The following is an 18422-nucleotide window of genomic DNA, read 5'->3' on the forward strand; positions in this document are numbered from 1 at the left end:
CTCCTTATTTTTATGATGTTTCTTCTTGGTAGTCGCAGGCCAAGCATTGAACAGTCGGCCCTTTATTTTTGCCTTTGCCCTTTTTCTCGACAAGCATGTTGCCGCACTTTGGACATGCACGTGGTAATGGCTTATCCCATGAAACAAAGTCACAATTCGGATAATTTGTGCAACCGTAGAAAATTCGGTTCTTCTTACTTTTACGCTCCACAATTTGTCCGGTTTCACATTTCGGGCAATTTACGCCGATTTCTTTGACGATCGGCATTGTATTGCGACACTCCGGAAACGCAGAGCATGCGAGAAACTTGCCGTAGCGCCCAACCTTATACACCATTGGGCTGCCGCATTTATCGCACATGATGTCCGCCACTTCGTCTTTAATCTCTACTTCCCGCATATATTTTTCCGCAACTTCCAGGCGTTTGGAGAATCCTTCATAGAACTCTTCCAACACCTTATCCCACTGCACTTTTCCTTCTTCAATATGATCAAGTTCATCCTCCATTTTGGCGGTAAACTTCGTATCGAGAATTTCCGGAAAGAATTCTTCCATTAATTCAAGCACAATTTCTCCAAGCTCGGTCGGAACAAAGCGGCGATCCTGTAATGCTACGTACCCACGTTTCTGAATCGTTTCAAGCGTCGGTGCGTACGTGCTCGGACGTCCGATCCCCAACTCTTCGAGCGTTTTAACAAGCCTCGCCTCGGAGTAACGCGGCGGTGGCTGAGTGAAATGCTGTTTTGGCTCTATCTCTTCCAGCGCAAGCTCCTGTTTTGCTTCAAGCGGCGGCAGCATCTTGTCTTCTTCTTTCTGAACGTCATCCGTTCCTTCTACATACACTTTCATAAAACCCGGAAACTTCACCTGCGAACCGCTGGCACGGAACACAGCGTCTCCAGCAACGATGTCCGCCGTTACCGTATCGAGCACCGCCGGGGCCATCTGGCTGGCGATGAAGCGTTCCCATATCAAACGATACAGCTTTAGCTGGTCGCGCGATAAATACGCTTTGAGCGAGGCCGGGTCTTTATGGATGAGCGTCGGACGAATCGCTTCATGTGCATCCTGTGCCCCTTCTTTTTTCCCGAACTGACGCGGTTTAGCAAGGGCGTACTCTACGCCGTATTCCTCGGTAATATATTTTTTCGCTTCCTCCTGCGCCACAGGCGAAACCCGCGTCGAATCGGTACGCATGTACGTAATCAGGCCGACCGTGCCTTCTTCGCCGATGTCAATCCCTTCATATAGCTGCTGTGCGATCATCATCGTTTTTGCAGCGCGGAAATTCAGCTTGCGCGCCGCTTCCTGCTGCAAGGAGCTTGTCGTAAACGGCGCGGCAGGGTTCCGCTTGCGCTCCCGCTTCTTGATCTCAGCAACGACATACGGCTTCCCTTCAATCCTCTGCAGTAATTCTTTGACTTCCGCTTCGGATTTCAGCTCGACTTTTTCTGTGCCGTATCCGTAAAATTTGGCTTCAAACGTTTCTTTTCCGGCTTTTAGGTGTGCGGTAACCGACCAGTATTCTTCCGGTACAAACGAGTTGATTTCCTTTTCCCTGTCAATAATAAGCTTTACGGCTACGGATTGCACCCGCCCAGCACTAAGCCCCTTTTTGACTTTCTTCCACAACAGCGGAGAAATGTTATACCCTACCAGCCTGTCAAGAATCCGGCGCGTCTGCTGGGCGTTTACCAAGTCCATGTCGATTTTGCGTGGATGTTTGAACGCCTCCTTGACCGCTTGCTTGGTAATCTCGTTAAAGACAACACGACAAGGCTGATCCTGATCTATGTTCAAACTGTGGGCCAAATGCCAGGCGATCGCTTCGCCTTCGCGATCGGGGTCCGCCGCAAGATACACATGCTTCACCTTTCTGGATGCATCACGCAACTCCTTTAGCACGTCCCCTTTGCCGCGAATCGTAATGTACTTCGGCTCAAACCCTTTTTTAATATCGACTCCCATTTGACTTTTCGGTAAGTCTCTCACATGGCCCATCGATGCTTTGACAATATATTTCTTCCCAAGATATTTTCCAATTGTCTTCGCCTTTGCGGGAGACTCCACTATCACCAGTGAATCTGCCAAGCATGTTTCCCCCTTTTGCTACAGAAAACTTGGCGTGCGCAGCCGATTTGGCATAAGCGCTGCCTTCTTCGCTTTACATGTATACGAATGTAAGAACACATGCGTTCTTATTCGTGAACAAGTGAAAAGAATTCCTCCTATTATTAATTACAAAACTTGCATTTGTCAAACGTATTATTCTTTCATCCGGATAAAAGCCGGTCCGGGCAATTGCTCAATTTTCTGTTTTACTTGCAAAGATAGCAGAAGATAATGCAAATGGCTAGAGGAAAACGCCGTTCGACATAAAATCTCTTCATACGATACGGATTCCCCCCCTATAAGCTCGAGTACGATTTTCTCTTCTTCGCTCAGCTTTATTGAGGATGATAACGTGTGATCGGTTGTATTTTCATTTGTATCCGAAACCATCCAAGGGTATTCACTTACAATATCATAAACATTGTGCACCAATTTTGCCCCCTGTTGGATCAGCCAGTGGCAACCAACACTTTTCGGAGAATAAACTGAACCTGGCAAAGCGTACACATCCCGTCCCTGCTCCGCGGCCAAATCGGCCGTAATAAGCGAACCGCTGCGCGCCGCCGCCTCAATGACAAGCACTCCCCTCGCAAGCCCGCTAATAAGGCGATTTCGCTCCGGAAAAAACCTCCGTCGCGGTTCTACACCGGGCGGATATTCTGAAATAATAAGACCCTGCCGCCGAAGTTCAGCGGCCAGCTTCCGATTTTCGTTTGGGTAAACAATATCAATGCCACATCCCAGTATAGCGATGGTAGCTCCTCCAGCTTCCAATGCGCCGCGGTGAGCTTCGCTGTCAACACCGCGTGCAAGCCCTGAAACAATGCAAAATCCTTTCGCCGCTAAGTCTCTAGCAAACTGGCGCGCCGCGTTCTTACCATATACTGTTGGCGTGCGCGTCCCGACGATAGCAAGTGCGGGATAGGACAGAAGTTCCTTGTTTCCGGTTATGTATAAGACCTCGGGAGGATCAGGAATTTCTCTCAACAACGCAGGATATAGCGGATTCAACCAGGTCAACACCGTAATTCCATGGTCACACCAACGTCTAACATAATCCATCGTTTTCTCCATGTCAAATTCCGCTTTAATTAGCTCCGCTTTTTTGGTAGAAATTCCAAGCAATTCCCTGATATCCGTGACGGAGTGCGCCGCAAAATCCAGCGCCTCTGTGAGCTTGCGAGCACGACGCACCACATTCCGCCCCACTCCACGAATATTTGATAAAGCAAGCAGTATGTATTCTCTTTCTTCCATCTTTTCCTCACCTCGCATTTTCTTTCCTTTTTATTTCGAGGAAATAAATGGAAATCCTTCTAATTCGACTTTTGATCCTACATTTTTGTATGTTCTTACCTGATAAAAAAGGAGCGCCGAATCAGCACTCCTTTTTTCTGTACGCCTCACGCGTATTATTTAACTGTCATGCATGCTTCCAACAAGCCACGTTCTTTTAAGACATCAATCATCGTTTGACCGATTTCAGCCGGCGTTCTTGCTACACGGATGCCGCACGCTTCCATTGTCTTGATTTTCTCAGCAGCGGTTCCTTTGCCGCCGGAGATAATGGCTCCCGCATGACCCATACGCTTTCCTGGAGGCGCAGTTTGGCCTCCAATAAAGCCTACTACCGGCTTCTTCATGTTCGCCTTCACCCACTCAGCAGCCTCTTCTTCGGCTGTACCGCCGATTTCACCGATCATGATCACCGCTTCTGTATCCGGATCTTCATTGAACAGTTTCAAGCAATCGATGAAGTTCGTGCCGTTTACCGGGTCGCCACCAATACCTACCGCCGTAGACTGGCCAACACCGTTCGTTGTCAATTGATGTACCGCTTCGTATGTAAGCGTTCCGGAGCGGGATACGATGCCAACTTTACCAGGCGCATGGATATATCCCGGCATGATACCGATTTTGCACTCACCAGGAGTAATAACACCAGGGCAGTTCGGTCCAATCAAACGGGTTTTGCTACCTTCCATGTAGCGTTTTACTTTTACCATATCAAGTACTGGGATACCTTCTGTAATACAAATAACAAGGTCTAGCTCAGCGTCTACCGCTTCCATAATGGCGTCTGCCGCAAAAGGCGCCGCAACATAAATAACAGATGCATTCGCTCCTGTTTCTCTTACTGCTTCAGCAACTGTATCAAAAACGGGGAAACCGTCAACTTCTGTACCGCCTTTTCCAGGTGAAGTACCTCCAACCATTTGCGTACCGTATTCACGGCAACCCTTCGCATGGAATAAACCAGTAGCACCAGTGATACCCTGGGTGATTACTTTTGTATCTTTATTGATAAGAATACTCATGACTCGTAAGCCCCCACCTTTCTTATTTTACCAAGGAAACGATTTTTTCCGCGCCGTCTGCCATCGATTCTGCTGCTACAATGTTAAGGCCGGATTCATTCAGGATTTTCTTACCAAGCTCTACGTTTGTACCTTCGAGACGCACAACAAGCGGACGATCTAGACCCACTTCTTTCGCTGCCTCTACAACACCTTCAGCGATAACATCGCACTTCATAATACCACCAAAAATATTAACGAAAATGCCTTTTACATTCTCATCAGAAAGAATTAACTTGAATGCTGCTGTAACTTTCTCGGTTGTCGCGCCGCCGCCAACATCAAGGAAGTTCGCAGGCTCGCCGCCATAAAACTTGATAATGTCCATAGTTGCCATCGCAAGACCCGCACCATTAACCATGCAACCGATGTTACCATCAAGCGCAATGTAGTTCAAATCATACTTGGAAGCTTCGATTTCTTTCGGATCTTCCTCATCCAGGTCACGCAGCTCCAAAACGTCTTTATGACGATAAAGCGCGTTGGAATCGAAATTCAGCTTCGCGTCAAGCGCCATTACATTGCCGTCGCCTGTTACGACAAGCGGATTGATTTCTGCAATGGAGCAATCTTTATCAACAAAAGCTTGATACAAGCCCATCATGAATTTCACGGCTTTGTTTACCAATTCTTTCGGAATGTTGATGGAAAACGCAAGCTTGCGCGCCTGGAACGGAAGCAGACCTACAGCCGGATCGATGACTGCTTTAAAGATTTTTTCCGGCGTTTTTGCCGCTACTTCCTCGATTTCCGTACCGCCTTCTTCAGACGCCATCATAACGACGCGACTCGTTTTGCGGTCAACTACAAGACCTACGTAGTATTCTTTTTTGATATCGCAGCCTTCTTCAATGAGCAAACGCTTTACTTCTTTCCCTTCAGGGCCTGTCTGATGCGTAACAAGCACTTTACCGAGAAGCTCCTGCGCATATGTACGAACTTCATCCAAGCTTTTCGCGATTTTGACACCACCTGCTTTGCCGCGGCCGCCAGCGTGAATTTGCGCCTTAACTACATATACGTTCGAGTTAAGAGCCTTCGCTGCCTCTACCGCTTCGTCTACCGTGAACGCTACTTTTCCGTTCGGCACGGCAACGCCGTACTGCTTAAGTATCTCTTTTCCTTGATACTCATGGATATTCATTCTCCATCCTCCTAACCTCATTTTACATAAAATAAACGCATCAAGCTTCTCCTTGTGTAAGCCTGTCTGCGCATACAGTATAGCTTATTCGTCATCATTCGGCAAATCCCTGCTTTCTTTTCGCGCTTTTCTGACGTTTTTCAACTACCGTTTTACTTTTTGTGGGAAATGAGAAAAACTTGCGAGTGTTTCCTTGTTTACTCATGAAGAAAAAATGAAAGAAGCAGACGCCTAGCATCTGCTTCTTAATGGGAAGGTAACGGCAATTCTCTTTTATTGATTTCCTCGATTAAAAGCTGAATAAATTCCTGTTCCAGACCCAAATGGACTGCTTTTAGATAAGCGTCAAGCAATGCTTCGTCTGAAAGTAGGTGCATGAATAACTCCCCCCTCATCTTCTATTTTCCATATTGTAACATCGACCCTTTTTTTAGAACAAGCATTCCATTATCCACAAGGTTCTGTGAATAAGTTGTGTACAAGAATTCAAAATGGTTGTAAAACTTTATTTCTTTCTGTAGATATAGTTATCCACAGAAATTTATGTCGAAAAATTTTTTCCAGCTTACCCTTTCCACTGCTTTTGATCCAGCGTACGATACTGAAATGCTTCAGCCACATGTGCTTCTAACACCTGTTCGCTGTCTTCCAGATCCGCGATCGTACGCGCAACTTTAAGGATTTTGTCGTATGAGCGGTTGCTAATGCCGCTCGTTTGATAAAGAACAGAAAACCAGCGTTGCGCGGAAACAGAAAGCGATACGTACTTTTCAACCCATCTGCCGAACAGCTGAGAATTAAATTGAAATCCGGTATCACGGTAACGGTGTCGCTGCCGTTCCCGCGCCACCATGACCCTCCCACGCATTTCAGCAGATGTTAATGATTTATCCCGCCCCATTTCATCAATACGAACACGCGGAACTTCCACTTGAATATCCATTCTGTCCAGCATCGGTCCGGAGAGCTTTTTCCAATATCTCTTAATTTCCCGCGCCGTACATGTACAGTATTGATAATCACTTTCAAATCTGTAAAAACCGCAAAAGCAGGGATTAAAGGAAGAAATAAGTAAAAAACGACAAGGAAAGACGAGCTTCGCTCCATGGCGGATAATAGTAATCTGTCCATCCTCAAGCGGCTGACGCATCGCTTCGAGCACCGCACGTGAAAATTCGGTCCACTCATCTAAAAACAAAACGCCGCAATGCGAAAGACTCATCTCGCCCGGTTGCGGATACATGCCGCCCCCTAGCATCCCGACAGGGGTAATGGAAGCATGTGGGGCGCGGAAAGGCGGATAAGGCGCCTGCTTCAAGCGCTCTGTAAGCAAACCGCAGGCGCTGTAAATCGTATCCACAACAAGAGACTCTTCTTCATCCAAAGGGGGCAAAATCGAAGGAAATCGCCTAGCCAACATCGTTTTTCCGGTGCCCGGTGGCCCTATCATCGCCAAATGATGAAACCCGGCTGCCGCTACCTCCATGGCTCGCTTAACGTGCCGCTGTCCCTTTACATCGCTGAAACAGTTTATCTCCGCGCGAATCGATACCGGATCGCTGGATAACATGCTTTTTCCTGCTTCCTTTCTCAGTGTTTCATCCGACCATCCAAAGCAAGCCATGCATTCCGCAAGCGTGTGCACACGAAGAACAGGAACCTTGACCCGTTTCACATCTTCTTCACACGCCGCCGGAATAACCACGCCGGAAAATCCCGCTTGCTTGGCGGCAAGAAGCATCGGAAACAGGCCATGAATCGGGCGTAACGTTCCTTCCAACGAAAGTTCACCGAGAAATAGCCAGCGCTCCAGTTTGTTACGAACCTCGACCTGGCCGCTTCCTAACAAAATTCCCACGGCGATCGCCAAATCAAGCATGGAGCCAGCCTTTCTTACATCAGCTGGCGCAAGATTTACCGTAATGCGCTGCACAGGAAAGGTAAAACCGCTATTTTTAATAGCAGACTTGACACGGTTGCGGGCCTCGCGAACAGAAGAAGCGGCCAGCCCGCCGATTTCAAAATAAGGCAACCCGTTCGAAATATCGACCTCCACTTCAACTCCGATTCCCTGAATCCCTAATACAGTAGCGCTATGTACACGGGTAAACAAAGTAACCAACCTCCTCTTTTGTAAAAAATTACCATATAATGACAAAGAAAAAAAGAGAAAACGCAAAAAAACCTGAACGACATCCAGCCGCTCAGGTACAAAAAAGGAGGTGTTACACGTCGAGTACACTATTACTATATGCGCAAAACTGCACAAGCATGTGGACAGGTGCCGCGGAAGAAATTTCTTTTCTTTGCCTATTTTTCAAAAGGCATGAGGAATATGAGTAACTTTATACGTTTTGTCCCTATAGCAAACAATTGAAATGACGTCAAAACGAACAGAAGGCGCGCTGGCTACATAACCGTACCGCTGTAAATACGCCGTTGCTACCTTGCGAATTGTTCGCTGTTTTGCCGGTGTCACCGCTTCACTGCCATGTCCAAAACGAACTGTCGTGCGCAGTTTTACCTCGACAAATACAAGAGTATCTCCTTCGCGCATAATCAAATCAATTTCCCCGTCACGTGTGCGGAAATTGCGCCGTTCAAACACAAACCCTTTCCCTTCAAGATATCGGCGAGCCCATTCTTCTCCCTCAGCACCGCGCTGCCGGTTCATTTTTTTCGGGGTCATCGGCATTCGCTCCGTCTGTCTGTCTCATAGACAAACGCTAAGATTTCAGCCACTACCTGATAAAGTTCAACAGGAATCTGTTCGTTTAACTCAAGAGTAGCTAACACTTCCACCAAAGAAGGGTCCTCCTGAATCGGCACCCCATGTTCTTTCGCCTGCTCTAGAATTTTTTCGGCGATCCTTCCTTTTCCTTTGGCAATCACGCGGGGCGCATCAGCTTCGGCAGGATTATAGCCTAAGGCAACCGCGCTTTTTCGTGTATATTTTGCTTTCATACGCGTACATCCACCCCCTGATAATGGGTAAGATTTGAAGAAAGAAAACCATGCGCTGCTGATTGGCTCCGATCGTTTTGCCGCTCAGGCAACGTCATAACTCGCAACAATGACAGTCTGTACCCTTGAGCGGCAAGATTTTTCTCCAGCGAATCACGCAACACATTCACTAGCGCGGGAAGCTCTTTCCGGTTATTGTATAGATAAATCGATACAATTTTGTTTACGACGGAAACGTCAAGCGTCGTCTCCCCAATATTTTGCATGGTCAAATAAAAAAATAGACGGCAATTTTCTGGATCGAGCTGTCCCGGGCCTTTTTTGCGTGATTCAATCTGGATCAGCGCATTTTCCTCATGCTTGCCTCCGGGCAGTGGCAACTGAAGGGCTACCTGAACAAACGAGACGTCTTCCTGTACTCCGGCCATCATTAGCTGTTGACCGGTAAGTTGCTGGACGAGCTGCTGCATTTGCTCCCGCAACGGAGCGGGTAATGCTTTCGCTTCCGGGTGCTGTAAAAGTTGAAGCAGCGAGCCTTTCACGCTTCCTGCCTGCTTCCCCCAATCCTGCGCTTCCCTATCTATCGCTTGCGCCAGGGCGCGTTCATGGAAAAAGCCAAGACGCTCAAACAACTCTATCATTAACCGCTTGATCCCTCCTTGGGTAGAAGCGGCTAAAGGGGCCTTAGAAACACTTTCGTCCCCAGATTCCTGCAACAACAAAGCCGGTTGCTCTATAGAAGAAATTGTTCGTTGTACCTGCCCCTCGAATTTTGTCGGCGATGAAACAAGCTTTTCCTGTACCTGGGCAAGAATCACCCGCGCAGCCGCAAGCTGTCCGGCCGCCTGTTGAAGCGGCTCCTTTATGCCTGCTGCAATCGATTCCGGGCGTGTAAGCAAGTCATGCATATTCTGAAGAAGATTTTTCATTCCTGCTTCCAAATTGCTGTTTCCTGCAAATGACCGTAACGCCAATATGGTTTCCTTGGTAATTGGAAGCGCTTTTTGCATGGCAAACAAAGCCGCGTCTTCCGCAGTCGTACCACCACCCACCTCCCGTATCGCTTGCATCACAGCACGCAGCGAGCCACCGGATAGAGGAATGCGAGCGTCAAGCGCTTTTTGCAAAAAGGCGAGCCATTCTTTTGTTAGCGGAACTCCGAGTCCTTTCGCCAAGCCTTCCATGCTTGCTTCCGTAGCCTGATTCTGCTTTTCCGGCTGGCTAATCACTTTCAGTGAAATTGGCCCCCCGCCTGGCTGTACTTGCAGCCATGTACGCTGTCCCAATTCTAACGGCGTTTCCAGACGCGCCGTAACCGTCATGCCCCCCAGTTGCACCATCGCCATATTATTTGGAAATAGCTTTAGTACTTTCCCCTGAAACACTTGCCCTGGAACAAGTTCTACCGCGGATAATTGCGTCCGTTGCATTTGCTGAAATACATGGTTCAGCACAAAGCTCTGTATCATTCTCTCCCTCCTTGCCCTGAAATGCATACAAAAAGACGCTATGACTGAAGTACGCCACCGAAGCTACGTCTATGAATCGGACATGGTCCCTTCTCTCGCAATGCGGCGAGATGCTCCGCCGTACCGTACCCCATGTTGGAAGCAAACCCGTATCCCGGATATTGCCTGTCATATTCTTTCATAAGCCGGTCGCGTTCCACTTTTGCAACAATAGAGGCAGCGGCAATGGAAATACTTTTTCCATCCCCGCCGATAAGCGGTCTCTGCTCCAAGGAAAGCTGTGGAATTGTGACTGCATCATTTAGCGTAATATCCGGCACAACTTGCAAACCGCGTACCGCTTCGTGCATGGCGCGAAGCGTCGCCTGAAAAATGTTCATTTCGTCGATAAGGGGCGCGTCGCTCATCGCGATTGACACCGCAACAGCCCCTTCCATAATCCGTTCGTACATAACTTCCCGTTGAGCAGGAGACACTTTTTTTGAATCGTTTAGTCCCGGCAAATAAAAATCTTGCGGCAAAATAACGGCAGCAGTAACGACAGGCCCTGCAAGCGGGCCGCGGCCCACTTCGTCCACACCTGCGATATGCCTGTACCCCCTTTTCCATAATTCGCGTTCGTATCGGCTCATCTCAAGCCAACGTTCCTGCTGTTTTCGTGCCTTCTCCTGGTTTCGCTGCCACCTTCTATATACCGCTTGCACACCGCTTCGCGCATCAGCCATAAACAGAGCCTGCACTTCTGCCGGCAACTCCTTGCAAGTCTCTAGCCATTCCTTTATTTCTTTTATCGTCATGTCGGCGATATTCAATGAGATTCCGCTCCTTTTTTATCAATATTTCTTGTGTTAACGCCATAAGAAAAACGTGTAGCCGAAGCCACACGTTTATTTTCTTCTACAAAATATAAAACAGGCAATTCATCAATAGGGCGTAAGCTCATCCATGCTCACACGTGCCATTTCAAGCGTAAACTCGTCATCCGGGCGCTCCAGCGAAATCCGACCAATCTTGCCGCCGCGCAATTCACGCAGAATCAGTTCGGCTACTTTATCATAATCAATATGGCCGCCACTCACCAGACAGCCACGTTTACGACCGATTTCCGTCAAAATCTCCAGTTTACTTTCGGGCAGTTCGGCAAGCTGGTAGCGCTCTTTGAGCGCGTTGCTGTAGTACATTCGCAAGTACGCAACAACAAACAGCGCCACTTCCTGAAAATCTATAATTTCATCTTTAATGGCGCCGCTGGCAGCAAGCCTAAGCCCCACGAGCGGATCTTCAAATTTGTGCCATAAAATTCCCGGTGTGTCCAATAGCTCTAGCACCTTGCCGACTTTCACCCATTGCTGGGCCTTCGTAACCGCCGGACGATCCCCTGTTTGCGCCACTTTGCGGCCAGCCAGCCGATTCATTAGCGATGACTTGCCGACGTTCGGGATTCCAAGAATCATGGCACGAATCGCCCGATCCTGCATCCCTTTAGCACGTCGCTTCTGCATCGTTTCCTCAACGAGCACCTCGCATTCCTGTGGCAATTTACTCACGCCGCGGCCGGAAAGAGCGTCAATCGGAATTGCCTTAATGCCGTTTTCAGCAAAATGCCGTACCCACGCCTTCGTTATCTCTTCAGCCGCCAGATCGGATTTGTTCAATAAAATTAAACGCGGTTTTCCAGAAACAATCTCATCGATCATCGGATTGCGGCTCGATAAAGGAAGACGTGCATCCAGAAGTTCGATCACGACATCAATCAGCTTCAACTTCTCCGTCACTTGTCGGCGCGCTTTAGCCATATGACCCGGAAACCATTGAATCGTCATATGCCTTCACCTGCATTTCTTGTTAGTTCAAACGAATCTTATCAAGCGGCCAGATTATCAGCTCTGAACGACCCACTACGCTTTTCACAGGCACGGGCCCAATAACACGGCTATCCGTACTGTTGCGGCGATTGTCACCCATGACGAAAATATGGCCCGGCGGCACTTTCTCCGGTCCGAAATCTTCCGTCAACACATAGCCTGCCGCTCTCGCCTCTTCTTTATACTGTTTTAAATACGATTCATCGACCGGCTTTCCATCTATGTAAAGCTGATCGTTCCTTACTTCCACGGTCTGCCCTTCCGTGGCAATGACCCGTTTAATATAATCTTTCTCCCGGGTTGCATGGAAGACAACAATATCGCCCGGTTTCGGGTCTTGAATATAATAAATTAATTTATTTACGATCAAACGCTCCCCATTTTCTAATGTCGGCATCATCGAAGAACCATCAACAAGAAACGGAGCAAACAAAAACGTACGGATGAAAAGCGCAAGCACGACGGCAACACCAAGCGCTTTCAGCCACTCCCATGCTTCGCTTTTTCCCTTTCTTTTTTTGGTTGACTCAGAGGAGGTCTCTTCAACCATCACGAATCCTCCTTACGTGCCGTAAATTCGGCCTTTTTTCCTATCCACGGCTATTCATTCACCGAAACGTAACACGAGCGCAGGAAGAAGGGGCGGATTTCTGAACCCCTAACTCTGGTTACTCATTTCCGAATCGCTAAAAAAGGAGCTTGTTACCAAGCTCCTTTTTCCCGTATTAACGGTGAATTTCTTTAATACGTGCCGCTTTACCCACACGATCGCGCAGATAATAGAGCTTCGCACGACGAACTTTACCTTGACGTACTACTTCGATTTTTTCGATTTTCGGAGAATGGAGCGGCAGTGTACGCTCAACACCGACACCATAAGAAACTTTACGAACCGTGAAAGTCTCGCTGATGCCACCTCCGCGGCGCTTAATTACAACGCCTTCGAACACCTGAATACGTTCGCGTTGCCCCTCAATTACTTTCAAATGCACACGTACAGTGTCACCGGGGCGGAAGCTAGGAATATCTTGTTTCATGTTCGCTTGCGTAATTTCACGAATAATATGATGCATGAGTTTTCCTCCTTCCAACAGATGTTCATTCCATATGAGAAGTAAGCGGCTATGTTCGAGTCTGCGAACCTCCCGATAGGAAGAGGACCATCTTAATCCGAACCAAAATGGCTCACAAGATTTATCATACCATAACCGAAAACTGGTTACAACTCCCGTTTTATCTCTTCAAGCAATTTTTTTATTTTCGGTGTCATCTCGATCGTTTCCAACAGATCCGGCCGGCGCATAAGTGTGCGACGAAGCGATTCTTTGAGCCGCCATCTTTCGATGTTTTCGTGATGGCCAGATAATAGTACATCCGGTACTCGCCAGCCGCGAAATTCGGCCGGGCGCGTATAATGCGGATGCTCCAGCAGGCCCATACTGTATGAATCAGCAACCGCTGATTGCGCATTTCCGAGCGCTCCTTCCTGCAAACGTACCACACTATCAATAATAACCATGGCAGGAAGTTCGCCCCCTGTTAACACATAATCGCCGATAGAAATCTCGTCGGTCACCAGGTGCTCGCGGATGCGTTCGTCGTAGCCTTCATAATGACCGCAAATAAAAATCAAATGTTTCTCTTCCGCTAGCTCCTCCGCCATTGCTTGATTATATCGCTTCCCCTGTGGGCACAGTAAAATAACGCGCGGCTTGCCACCCACAGAATGCTCCGCGCCTTCTTCCAGCGATCCAGTCAGCGATTCTACCGCCCGGAAAATCGGCTCCGGCTTGAGTACCATACCGCCTCCGCCACCATACGGCATGTCGTCCACTTGTCCGTGCTTATTATCTGAAAATTCACGAAAATTGATGACACGAAACGATACAATCCCTTTTTGTGCGGCTTTACCGACAATGCTCGCTCCGAGCACACCTTCGAACATCTCCGGAAACAGCGTTAAAATGTCAATTTGCATCCTATCCTCCTAGACAAGCCCTTCAAGGAGATGAACGGTAATCTTCTTATTGTTTACATCTACTTGTTTCACCACGTCATCAATATACGGAAGCAAAATATCTTTTCCTTTATCTTGCTTTACTACCCAAACGTCATTGGCTCCAGGCTGCAAAATCTCCTTGACCACGCCGAGGCGTCTTCCTTCCTCCGTAAACACTTCGCTGCCGAGGATATCCTGGAAATAAAATTCACCTTCTGAAAGCGGCTTCCTGTCTTCTGCCTTCACCTTAAGCAGCCCGCCCTTATATTTTTCCACATGCTGAATGGAAGGATGATCTTTAAATGTCAACAAATAAAAGTTTTTATGCTGGCGCGCGGACATAACCGTCAGCGGCACCGGGTCTTTCATTGCCGGATGAAACAAATACAGCACACTGCCTTTTTTATACCGATCTTCCGGAAAATCGGTTTCTGAGACAACGCGAACTTCACCGCGGATGCCGTGCGTATTTACCAGCTTACCTACGGTAAAAAATTCCTCGATCACTTAATCCAGGCTCCTTTCGCGAATTTCTTTTACAATCCCGTCCTTAAGCACGATTTCCGTTCCTGTCATTACCTTACCCCAATCGTCGCCGACTTTTACTTCCACATCACTTTCCACCGTCGTATAATGAATCTCACTGCCGAGCGGAAGGTTTTCCAACTGCTCAAGCTGAAACGAAATTTGCGAAAGCTTTTCCTCACGCACCTGCCGTTCCTTCGCAAGCCTGCGCTGAACGATATCAAGCGCTTCTCTTCCTTTACGTTGCGCCTCCTGAAGCAGCTTCTTCGCCTGGAAATTTAGTTGCTCCAGCTCTAGTTCATACCGTTTTCGCATCGATACAAACTCATCCCGCATTTTGCAGCGTGACGCTTCAGTAATAACCATCATGACCTTCACTTTACGCTTGACAATGAGCATGCCGCATTTCCTCCTTATTTGCGGACTATGTATACAATTTATCGCATAAAGACCGGATAAATGGAAGAAAAAGCTGGGAGAGGGCCCCAGCTTTCTTCTTTGTTTAATTATACAATTTCAATGGTCACGCGCTGGTTTTCTTTTGCTGCCATCGCATTGACTACGGTGCGAAGAGACTTAGCAATACGACCCTGCTTTCCGATCACCTTTCCCATATCGTCCGGATGAACGGACAAGCGGTATATGGTGCTTTGCTCTTGTGTCACCTCTTCGACCGAAACGGAATCTGGATGATCGACAAGAGCTCTGGCAATCACTTCAATTAATGATTTCACCCGCTAGTCCTCCCGCTGCAATATTCATTGCCTTACTTCTTGCTATTGCGCATTTCGTGGAACTTCTGTAATAGACCTTGTTTGCGGAACAGGCTGCGAACCGTGTCTGTCGGCTGTGCGCCTGTAGTTAGCCATTTCAGCGCTTTTTCTTCATCAATGTTAACTTGCGCCGGTTGCGCTACCGGGTTATACGTTCCGATTTCTTCGATAAAGCGGCCGTCACGCGGAGCGCGGGAATCCGCCACTACCACACGGTAAAACGGAGCTTTCTTTTGACCCATACGCTTTAAACGAATTTTTACTGCCATTTGTTCATTCCCTCCATGTTGTGATTTACACACTAATTTATTATTATAACAAAGTCATTCATATAAGAAAAGACTTAGTTTTAAAAATATAACCTGTTAGCTAAAGAACGGAAACTTGAAGCCCCCGCCTTTCTTCTTTGCTTTATCCGCCATTTTCGTAAATTGCTTCATCATTTTGCGCATATCTTCAAATTGTTTAATCAAGCGGTTCACTTCTTGAACGGTCGTGCCGCTGCCCTTGGCAATTCGCTTACGGCGACTTGAATTAATAATCTCTGGATGCCGCTTCTCTTCCGTTGTCATCGACCGGACGATCGCCTCTACCCGGTTCAACGCCCGCTCATCGATTTTCAAATCTTTCATGCCTTTCATTTTGTTCATTCCCGGCATTAAGCCCAACAATTCTTCAAGCGGTCCCATTTTGCGAACATGAGCCATCTGCTCCAGAAAATCCTCAAACGTAAATTCGGCATGGCGCATTTTGCGTTCAAGTTCTTTCGCTTTTGCTTCGTCCACTTCCATCTGCGCCTTCTCAATGAGTGTCAACACATCTCCCATACCGAGAATACGGCTGGCCATGCGATCCGGATGAAAGGGCTCAAGGGCATCCATTTTTTCTCCCATACCGACGAACTTAATCGGAGTGCCAGTAACGGCTTTAACGGAAAGAGCCGCGCCGCCTTTCGTATCGCCATCTAGCTTCGTTAACACCACACCGGTAATCGACAATTGATCGTTGAAGCTTTCCGCCACATTGACGGCATCCTGGCCGGTCATCGCGTCCACGACAAGCAAAATTTCATGCGGCTTCGTTATTTCTTTCATTTCCCGCAGTTCACCCATGAGCGCTTCGTCAATGTGCAGACGGCCCGCCGTATCGATCAGCACATAATCAAGATGCTGCTCTTTCGCATGCGCAATTGCGGCCTGTGCAATCTCCACCGGGCTTACCTGCTCACCCATGGAAAACACCGGGATGTTCAGTTGTTTGCCAAGCACCTCAAGCTGCTTAATCGCGGCCGGACGGTATATGTCGCAGGCGACAAGCAATGGGTTGCGATTCAGCTTGCCGCGCAGATAATTAGCTAATTTTCCGGTGGTCGTCGTTTTTCCCGCTCCCTGTAAACCGACCATCATCACAACGGTCGGTGGCCGATTCGCCACCGCGATTTTGCTCTGACCGCCGCCCATCAACTCGGTCAATTCATCGTTCACAACCTTAATGACCTGCTGGCCAGGCGTCAGACTCTTGAGCACTTCCTGACCTACGGCGCGCTCTTTGACACGGGCTACAAAATCTTTCACAACTTTGAAGTTAACGTCCGCTTCGAGCAGAGCCAAACGAACCTCGCGCATCGCTTTGGTTACGTCTTCTTCCGTCACTTTCCCTTTGCCACGAAGCTTGTCAAATGTGGCTTGCAGTCGGCTGGCTAAGCTTTCAAACGCCATGGTCCGCCTCCTAATCTATCTCCATTTCTAACGCGAGCAGCTGACGCGTAAGCTGAAGCGCCCGCGAATGTTGCCACGCTTTCTCCGACAATTCCCTCTCCAGCTCTTCAAGCAAGGCGCGCCGCCTCTCGTAACGAGCCAGAAGACCGAGCTTGCTCTCGTAATCTTCCATCGTCCTGGCGATCCGCTTCACCTGTTCGAACACCGCCTGGCGACTAATGTTCTCAAGCTCGGCAATCTCGCCAAGCGACAGATCTTCGCGGTAATACATATCAAAATATTTGCGCTGCCTTTCTTTCAAAAGCTTGCCGTAAAAGTCGTACAATAAATGCAGACGCGTAGTTTCCTCCAGCATGGGACCCGTCCCCCGTGTACGGAAATTCATGCGAATAAACACAAACTGTAAAGCCTGTATCCTTTACAGGAAATAATCATACAAAAGCTCGCTCTCTCTGTCAAGTATTTTCTCTTTACTCTTCTTCTTTTTCGTCAGCGATTTCTTTTTCGATGGATGTCGCGAACAGCGCGTGCACAAATTGCTCCGCGTCAAATGGCTGCAAGTCATCCATTTTCTCGCCCAGACCGACAAATTTCACGGGTACATTCAGCTCGTTACGAATCGCAACGACGATGCCGCCTTTTGCCGTACCATCCAATTTGGTAAGAACGATACCTGACAACTCAGCAGCCTGGCTAAATGCTTTCGCCTGACTCAAGGCATTTTGCCCGGTCGTAGCGTCGAGTACGAGCAGCGTTTCATGCGGAGCCCCCGGCACTTCGCGCTGAATCACGCGTTTAATTTTCGCAAGCTCTTCCATTAGATTCACCTTGTTCTGCAAGCGGCCTGCCGTGTCGCACAGCAGAACATCAGCTTCGCGGGCCCGTGCCGTGTGGATGCTGTCATAAATGACCGCGGCCGGATCGGAACCTTGCTGCTGCTTTACGACTTCTACACCAACGCGTTCCCCCCATACTTCAAGCTGGTCAATCGCTCCCGCCCGGAACGTGTCGCCCGCCGCTAGGAGCACTTTTTTGCCTCGGCTTTTAAACATATGCGCCATTTTACCGATAGTTGTCGTTTTCCCAACGCCGTTGACGCCAACAAATAAAATAATGTTCAATCGTCCATCTTCAACGTTTAAAGACGTATCCTCATCTTTGTCCTGCAACAAATTCACCAGTTTTTCCGACAGGATCGGCTGCAAATCGTGCGCATTTTCAATTTTCCGCTTGCGCGCCTCGCTTCGCAACTCATCCACAAGTTCCATAACCGTGCTGACGCCGACGTCAGCGGAAATTAAGATTTCTTCTAGTTCTTCATAGAATTCTTCATCAATCCGCTTGTAGCGACGTACGAGGTCTTCCAATTTTTCAAACGCGCTGCGCGTTTTCGTCAAACCTTCCTTAAACTTGTTTGTAATCGTCTCGGCCTGGCCGGAGATTTTTTCCTTCAGCTTTTTAAAAAAACTCATGGCGTGCTTCCTTTCTTCCTGTA

21 protein-coding genes are annotated in these 18422 nt (G+C 48.2%); all 21 read right to left on the minus strand.

Annotated features, from left to right (window positions below; translation table 11 throughout):
- Nucleotides 1-10: 10 nt before the first annotated feature.
- Complete coding sequence (gene topA / locus K3F53_RS11670; RefSeq protein ID WP_091259619.1) at nt 11-2092, minus strand: type I DNA topoisomerase; 2082 nt, start codon at nt 2090-2092, stop codon at nt 11-13.
- A gap of 174 nt (nt 2093-2266) precedes the next feature.
- Nucleotides 2267-3370 (minus strand): DNA-processing protein DprA, encoded by a 1104-nt coding sequence (gene dprA / locus K3F53_RS11675; RefSeq protein WP_057898393.1) that lies wholly within the window; start codon nt 3368-3370, stop codon nt 2267-2269.
- 155 nt (nt 3371-3525) lie between these two features.
- Complete coding sequence (gene sucD, locus K3F53_RS11680; RefSeq protein WP_057898392.1) at nt 3526-4431, minus strand: succinate--CoA ligase subunit alpha; 906 nt, start codon at nt 4429-4431, stop codon at nt 3526-3528.
- A gap of 22 nt (nt 4432-4453) precedes the next feature.
- Nucleotides 4454-5614 (minus strand): ADP-forming succinate--CoA ligase subunit beta, encoded by a 1161-nt coding sequence (gene sucC, locus K3F53_RS11685; RefSeq protein WP_057898391.1) that lies wholly within the window; start codon nt 5612-5614, stop codon nt 4454-4456.
- Between the two features lie 245 nt (nt 5615-5859).
- On the minus strand, nt 5860-5991 hold the full coding sequence (gene sda, locus K3F53_RS11690; protein ID WP_062731150.1) for a sporulation histidine kinase inhibitor Sda: 132 nt from the start codon (nt 5989-5991) through the stop codon (nt 5860-5862).
- Nucleotides 5992-6179: 188 nt separating this feature from the next.
- Nucleotides 6180-7727 (minus strand): YifB family Mg chelatase-like AAA ATPase, encoded by a 1548-nt coding sequence (locus tag K3F53_RS11695; protein WP_057898390.1) that lies wholly within the window; start codon nt 7725-7727, stop codon nt 6180-6182.
- A gap of 204 nt (nt 7728-7931) precedes the next feature.
- Nucleotides 7932-8303, minus strand: coding sequence for a YraN family protein (locus K3F53_RS11700; RefSeq protein WP_057898389.1), 372 nt, complete (start codon nt 8301-8303; stop codon nt 7932-7934).
- Complete coding sequence (locus K3F53_RS11705) at nt 8300-8578, minus strand: EscU/YscU/HrcU family type III secretion system export apparatus switch protein (protein WP_057898388.1); 279 nt, start codon at nt 8576-8578, stop codon at nt 8300-8302. The genes K3F53_RS11700 and K3F53_RS11705 overlap by 4 nt, the downstream gene beginning before the upstream one ends.
- Entirely contained in the window at nt 8575-10047 is a 1473-nt protein-coding gene (locus K3F53_RS11710; protein WP_057898387.1) for a hypothetical protein, read from the minus strand. Before K3F53_RS11710 ends, K3F53_RS11705 begins: the two co-directional genes overlap by 4 nt.
- A 38-nt stretch (nt 10048-10085) precedes the next feature.
- Nucleotides 10086-10859 carry a ribonuclease HII gene (locus K3F53_RS11715; protein ID WP_057898386.1) on the minus strand — a complete coding sequence of 258 codons (774 nt, stop codon included), beginning with the start codon at nt 10857-10859 and terminating at the stop codon, nt 10086-10088.
- Nucleotides 10860-10970: 111 nt separating this feature from the next.
- On the minus strand, nt 10971-11870 hold the full coding sequence (gene ylqF / locus K3F53_RS11720; protein ID WP_057898385.1) for a ribosome biogenesis GTPase YlqF: 900 nt from the start codon (nt 11868-11870) through the stop codon (nt 10971-10973).
- 22 nt (nt 11871-11892) lie between these two features.
- Nucleotides 11893-12462: a signal peptidase I gene (gene lepB, locus K3F53_RS11725; protein ID WP_057898384.1), complete on the minus strand. Its 570-nt coding sequence runs from the start codon at nt 12460-12462 to the stop codon at nt 11893-11895.
- A gap of 175 nt (nt 12463-12637) precedes the next feature.
- Entirely contained in the window at nt 12638-12985 is a 348-nt protein-coding gene (gene rplS, locus K3F53_RS11730) for a 50S ribosomal protein L19 (RefSeq protein WP_057898383.1), read from the minus strand.
- Between the two features lie 146 nt (nt 12986-13131).
- On the minus strand, nt 13132-13890 hold the full coding sequence (gene trmD, locus K3F53_RS11735; RefSeq protein WP_057898382.1) for a tRNA (guanosine(37)-N1)-methyltransferase TrmD: 759 nt from the start codon (nt 13888-13890) through the stop codon (nt 13132-13134).
- A gap of 9 nt (nt 13891-13899) precedes the next feature.
- Nucleotides 13900-14415 (minus strand): ribosome maturation factor RimM, encoded by a 516-nt coding sequence (gene rimM / locus K3F53_RS11740; protein WP_057900283.1) that lies wholly within the window; start codon nt 14413-14415, stop codon nt 13900-13902.
- A gap of 3 nt (nt 14416-14418) precedes the next feature.
- A complete protein-coding gene (locus K3F53_RS11745; protein WP_057898381.1) occupies nt 14419-14835 on the minus strand; it encodes a YlqD family protein in 417 nt (138 codons plus the stop codon).
- A 107-nt stretch (nt 14836-14942) separates the two neighbouring features.
- The gene (locus tag K3F53_RS11750; RefSeq protein ID WP_057898380.1) at nt 14943-15170 is read right to left on the minus strand and encodes a KH domain-containing protein; all 228 of its coding nucleotides are present in this window, start codon (nt 15168-15170) and stop codon (nt 14943-14945) included.
- 32 nt (nt 15171-15202) lie between these two features.
- A complete protein-coding gene (gene rpsP, locus K3F53_RS11755) occupies nt 15203-15478 on the minus strand; it encodes a 30S ribosomal protein S16 (RefSeq protein WP_057898379.1) in 276 nt (91 codons plus the stop codon).
- Nucleotides 15479-15574: 96 nt separating this feature from the next.
- Complete coding sequence (gene ffh, locus K3F53_RS11760) at nt 15575-16927, minus strand: signal recognition particle protein (protein ID WP_057898378.1); 1353 nt, start codon at nt 16925-16927, stop codon at nt 15575-15577.
- Between the two features lie 10 nt (nt 16928-16937).
- Nucleotides 16938-17282, minus strand: a complete 345-nt coding sequence (gene ylxM / locus K3F53_RS11765) for a YlxM family DNA-binding protein (protein WP_082705940.1) — start codon at nt 17280-17282, stop codon at nt 16938-16940.
- A gap of 115 nt (nt 17283-17397) precedes the next feature.
- The gene (gene ftsY, locus K3F53_RS11770; RefSeq protein ID WP_057898377.1) at nt 17398-18399 is read right to left on the minus strand and encodes a signal recognition particle-docking protein FtsY; all 1002 of its coding nucleotides are present in this window, start codon (nt 18397-18399) and stop codon (nt 17398-17400) included.
- Between the last annotated feature and the right edge of the window lie 23 nt (nt 18400-18422).

Source organism: Aneurinibacillus thermoaerophilus, assembly GCF_019603355.1.
Taxonomy (GTDB): Bacteria; Bacillota; Bacilli; order Aneurinibacillales; family Aneurinibacillaceae; genus Aneurinibacillus; species Aneurinibacillus thermoaerophilus.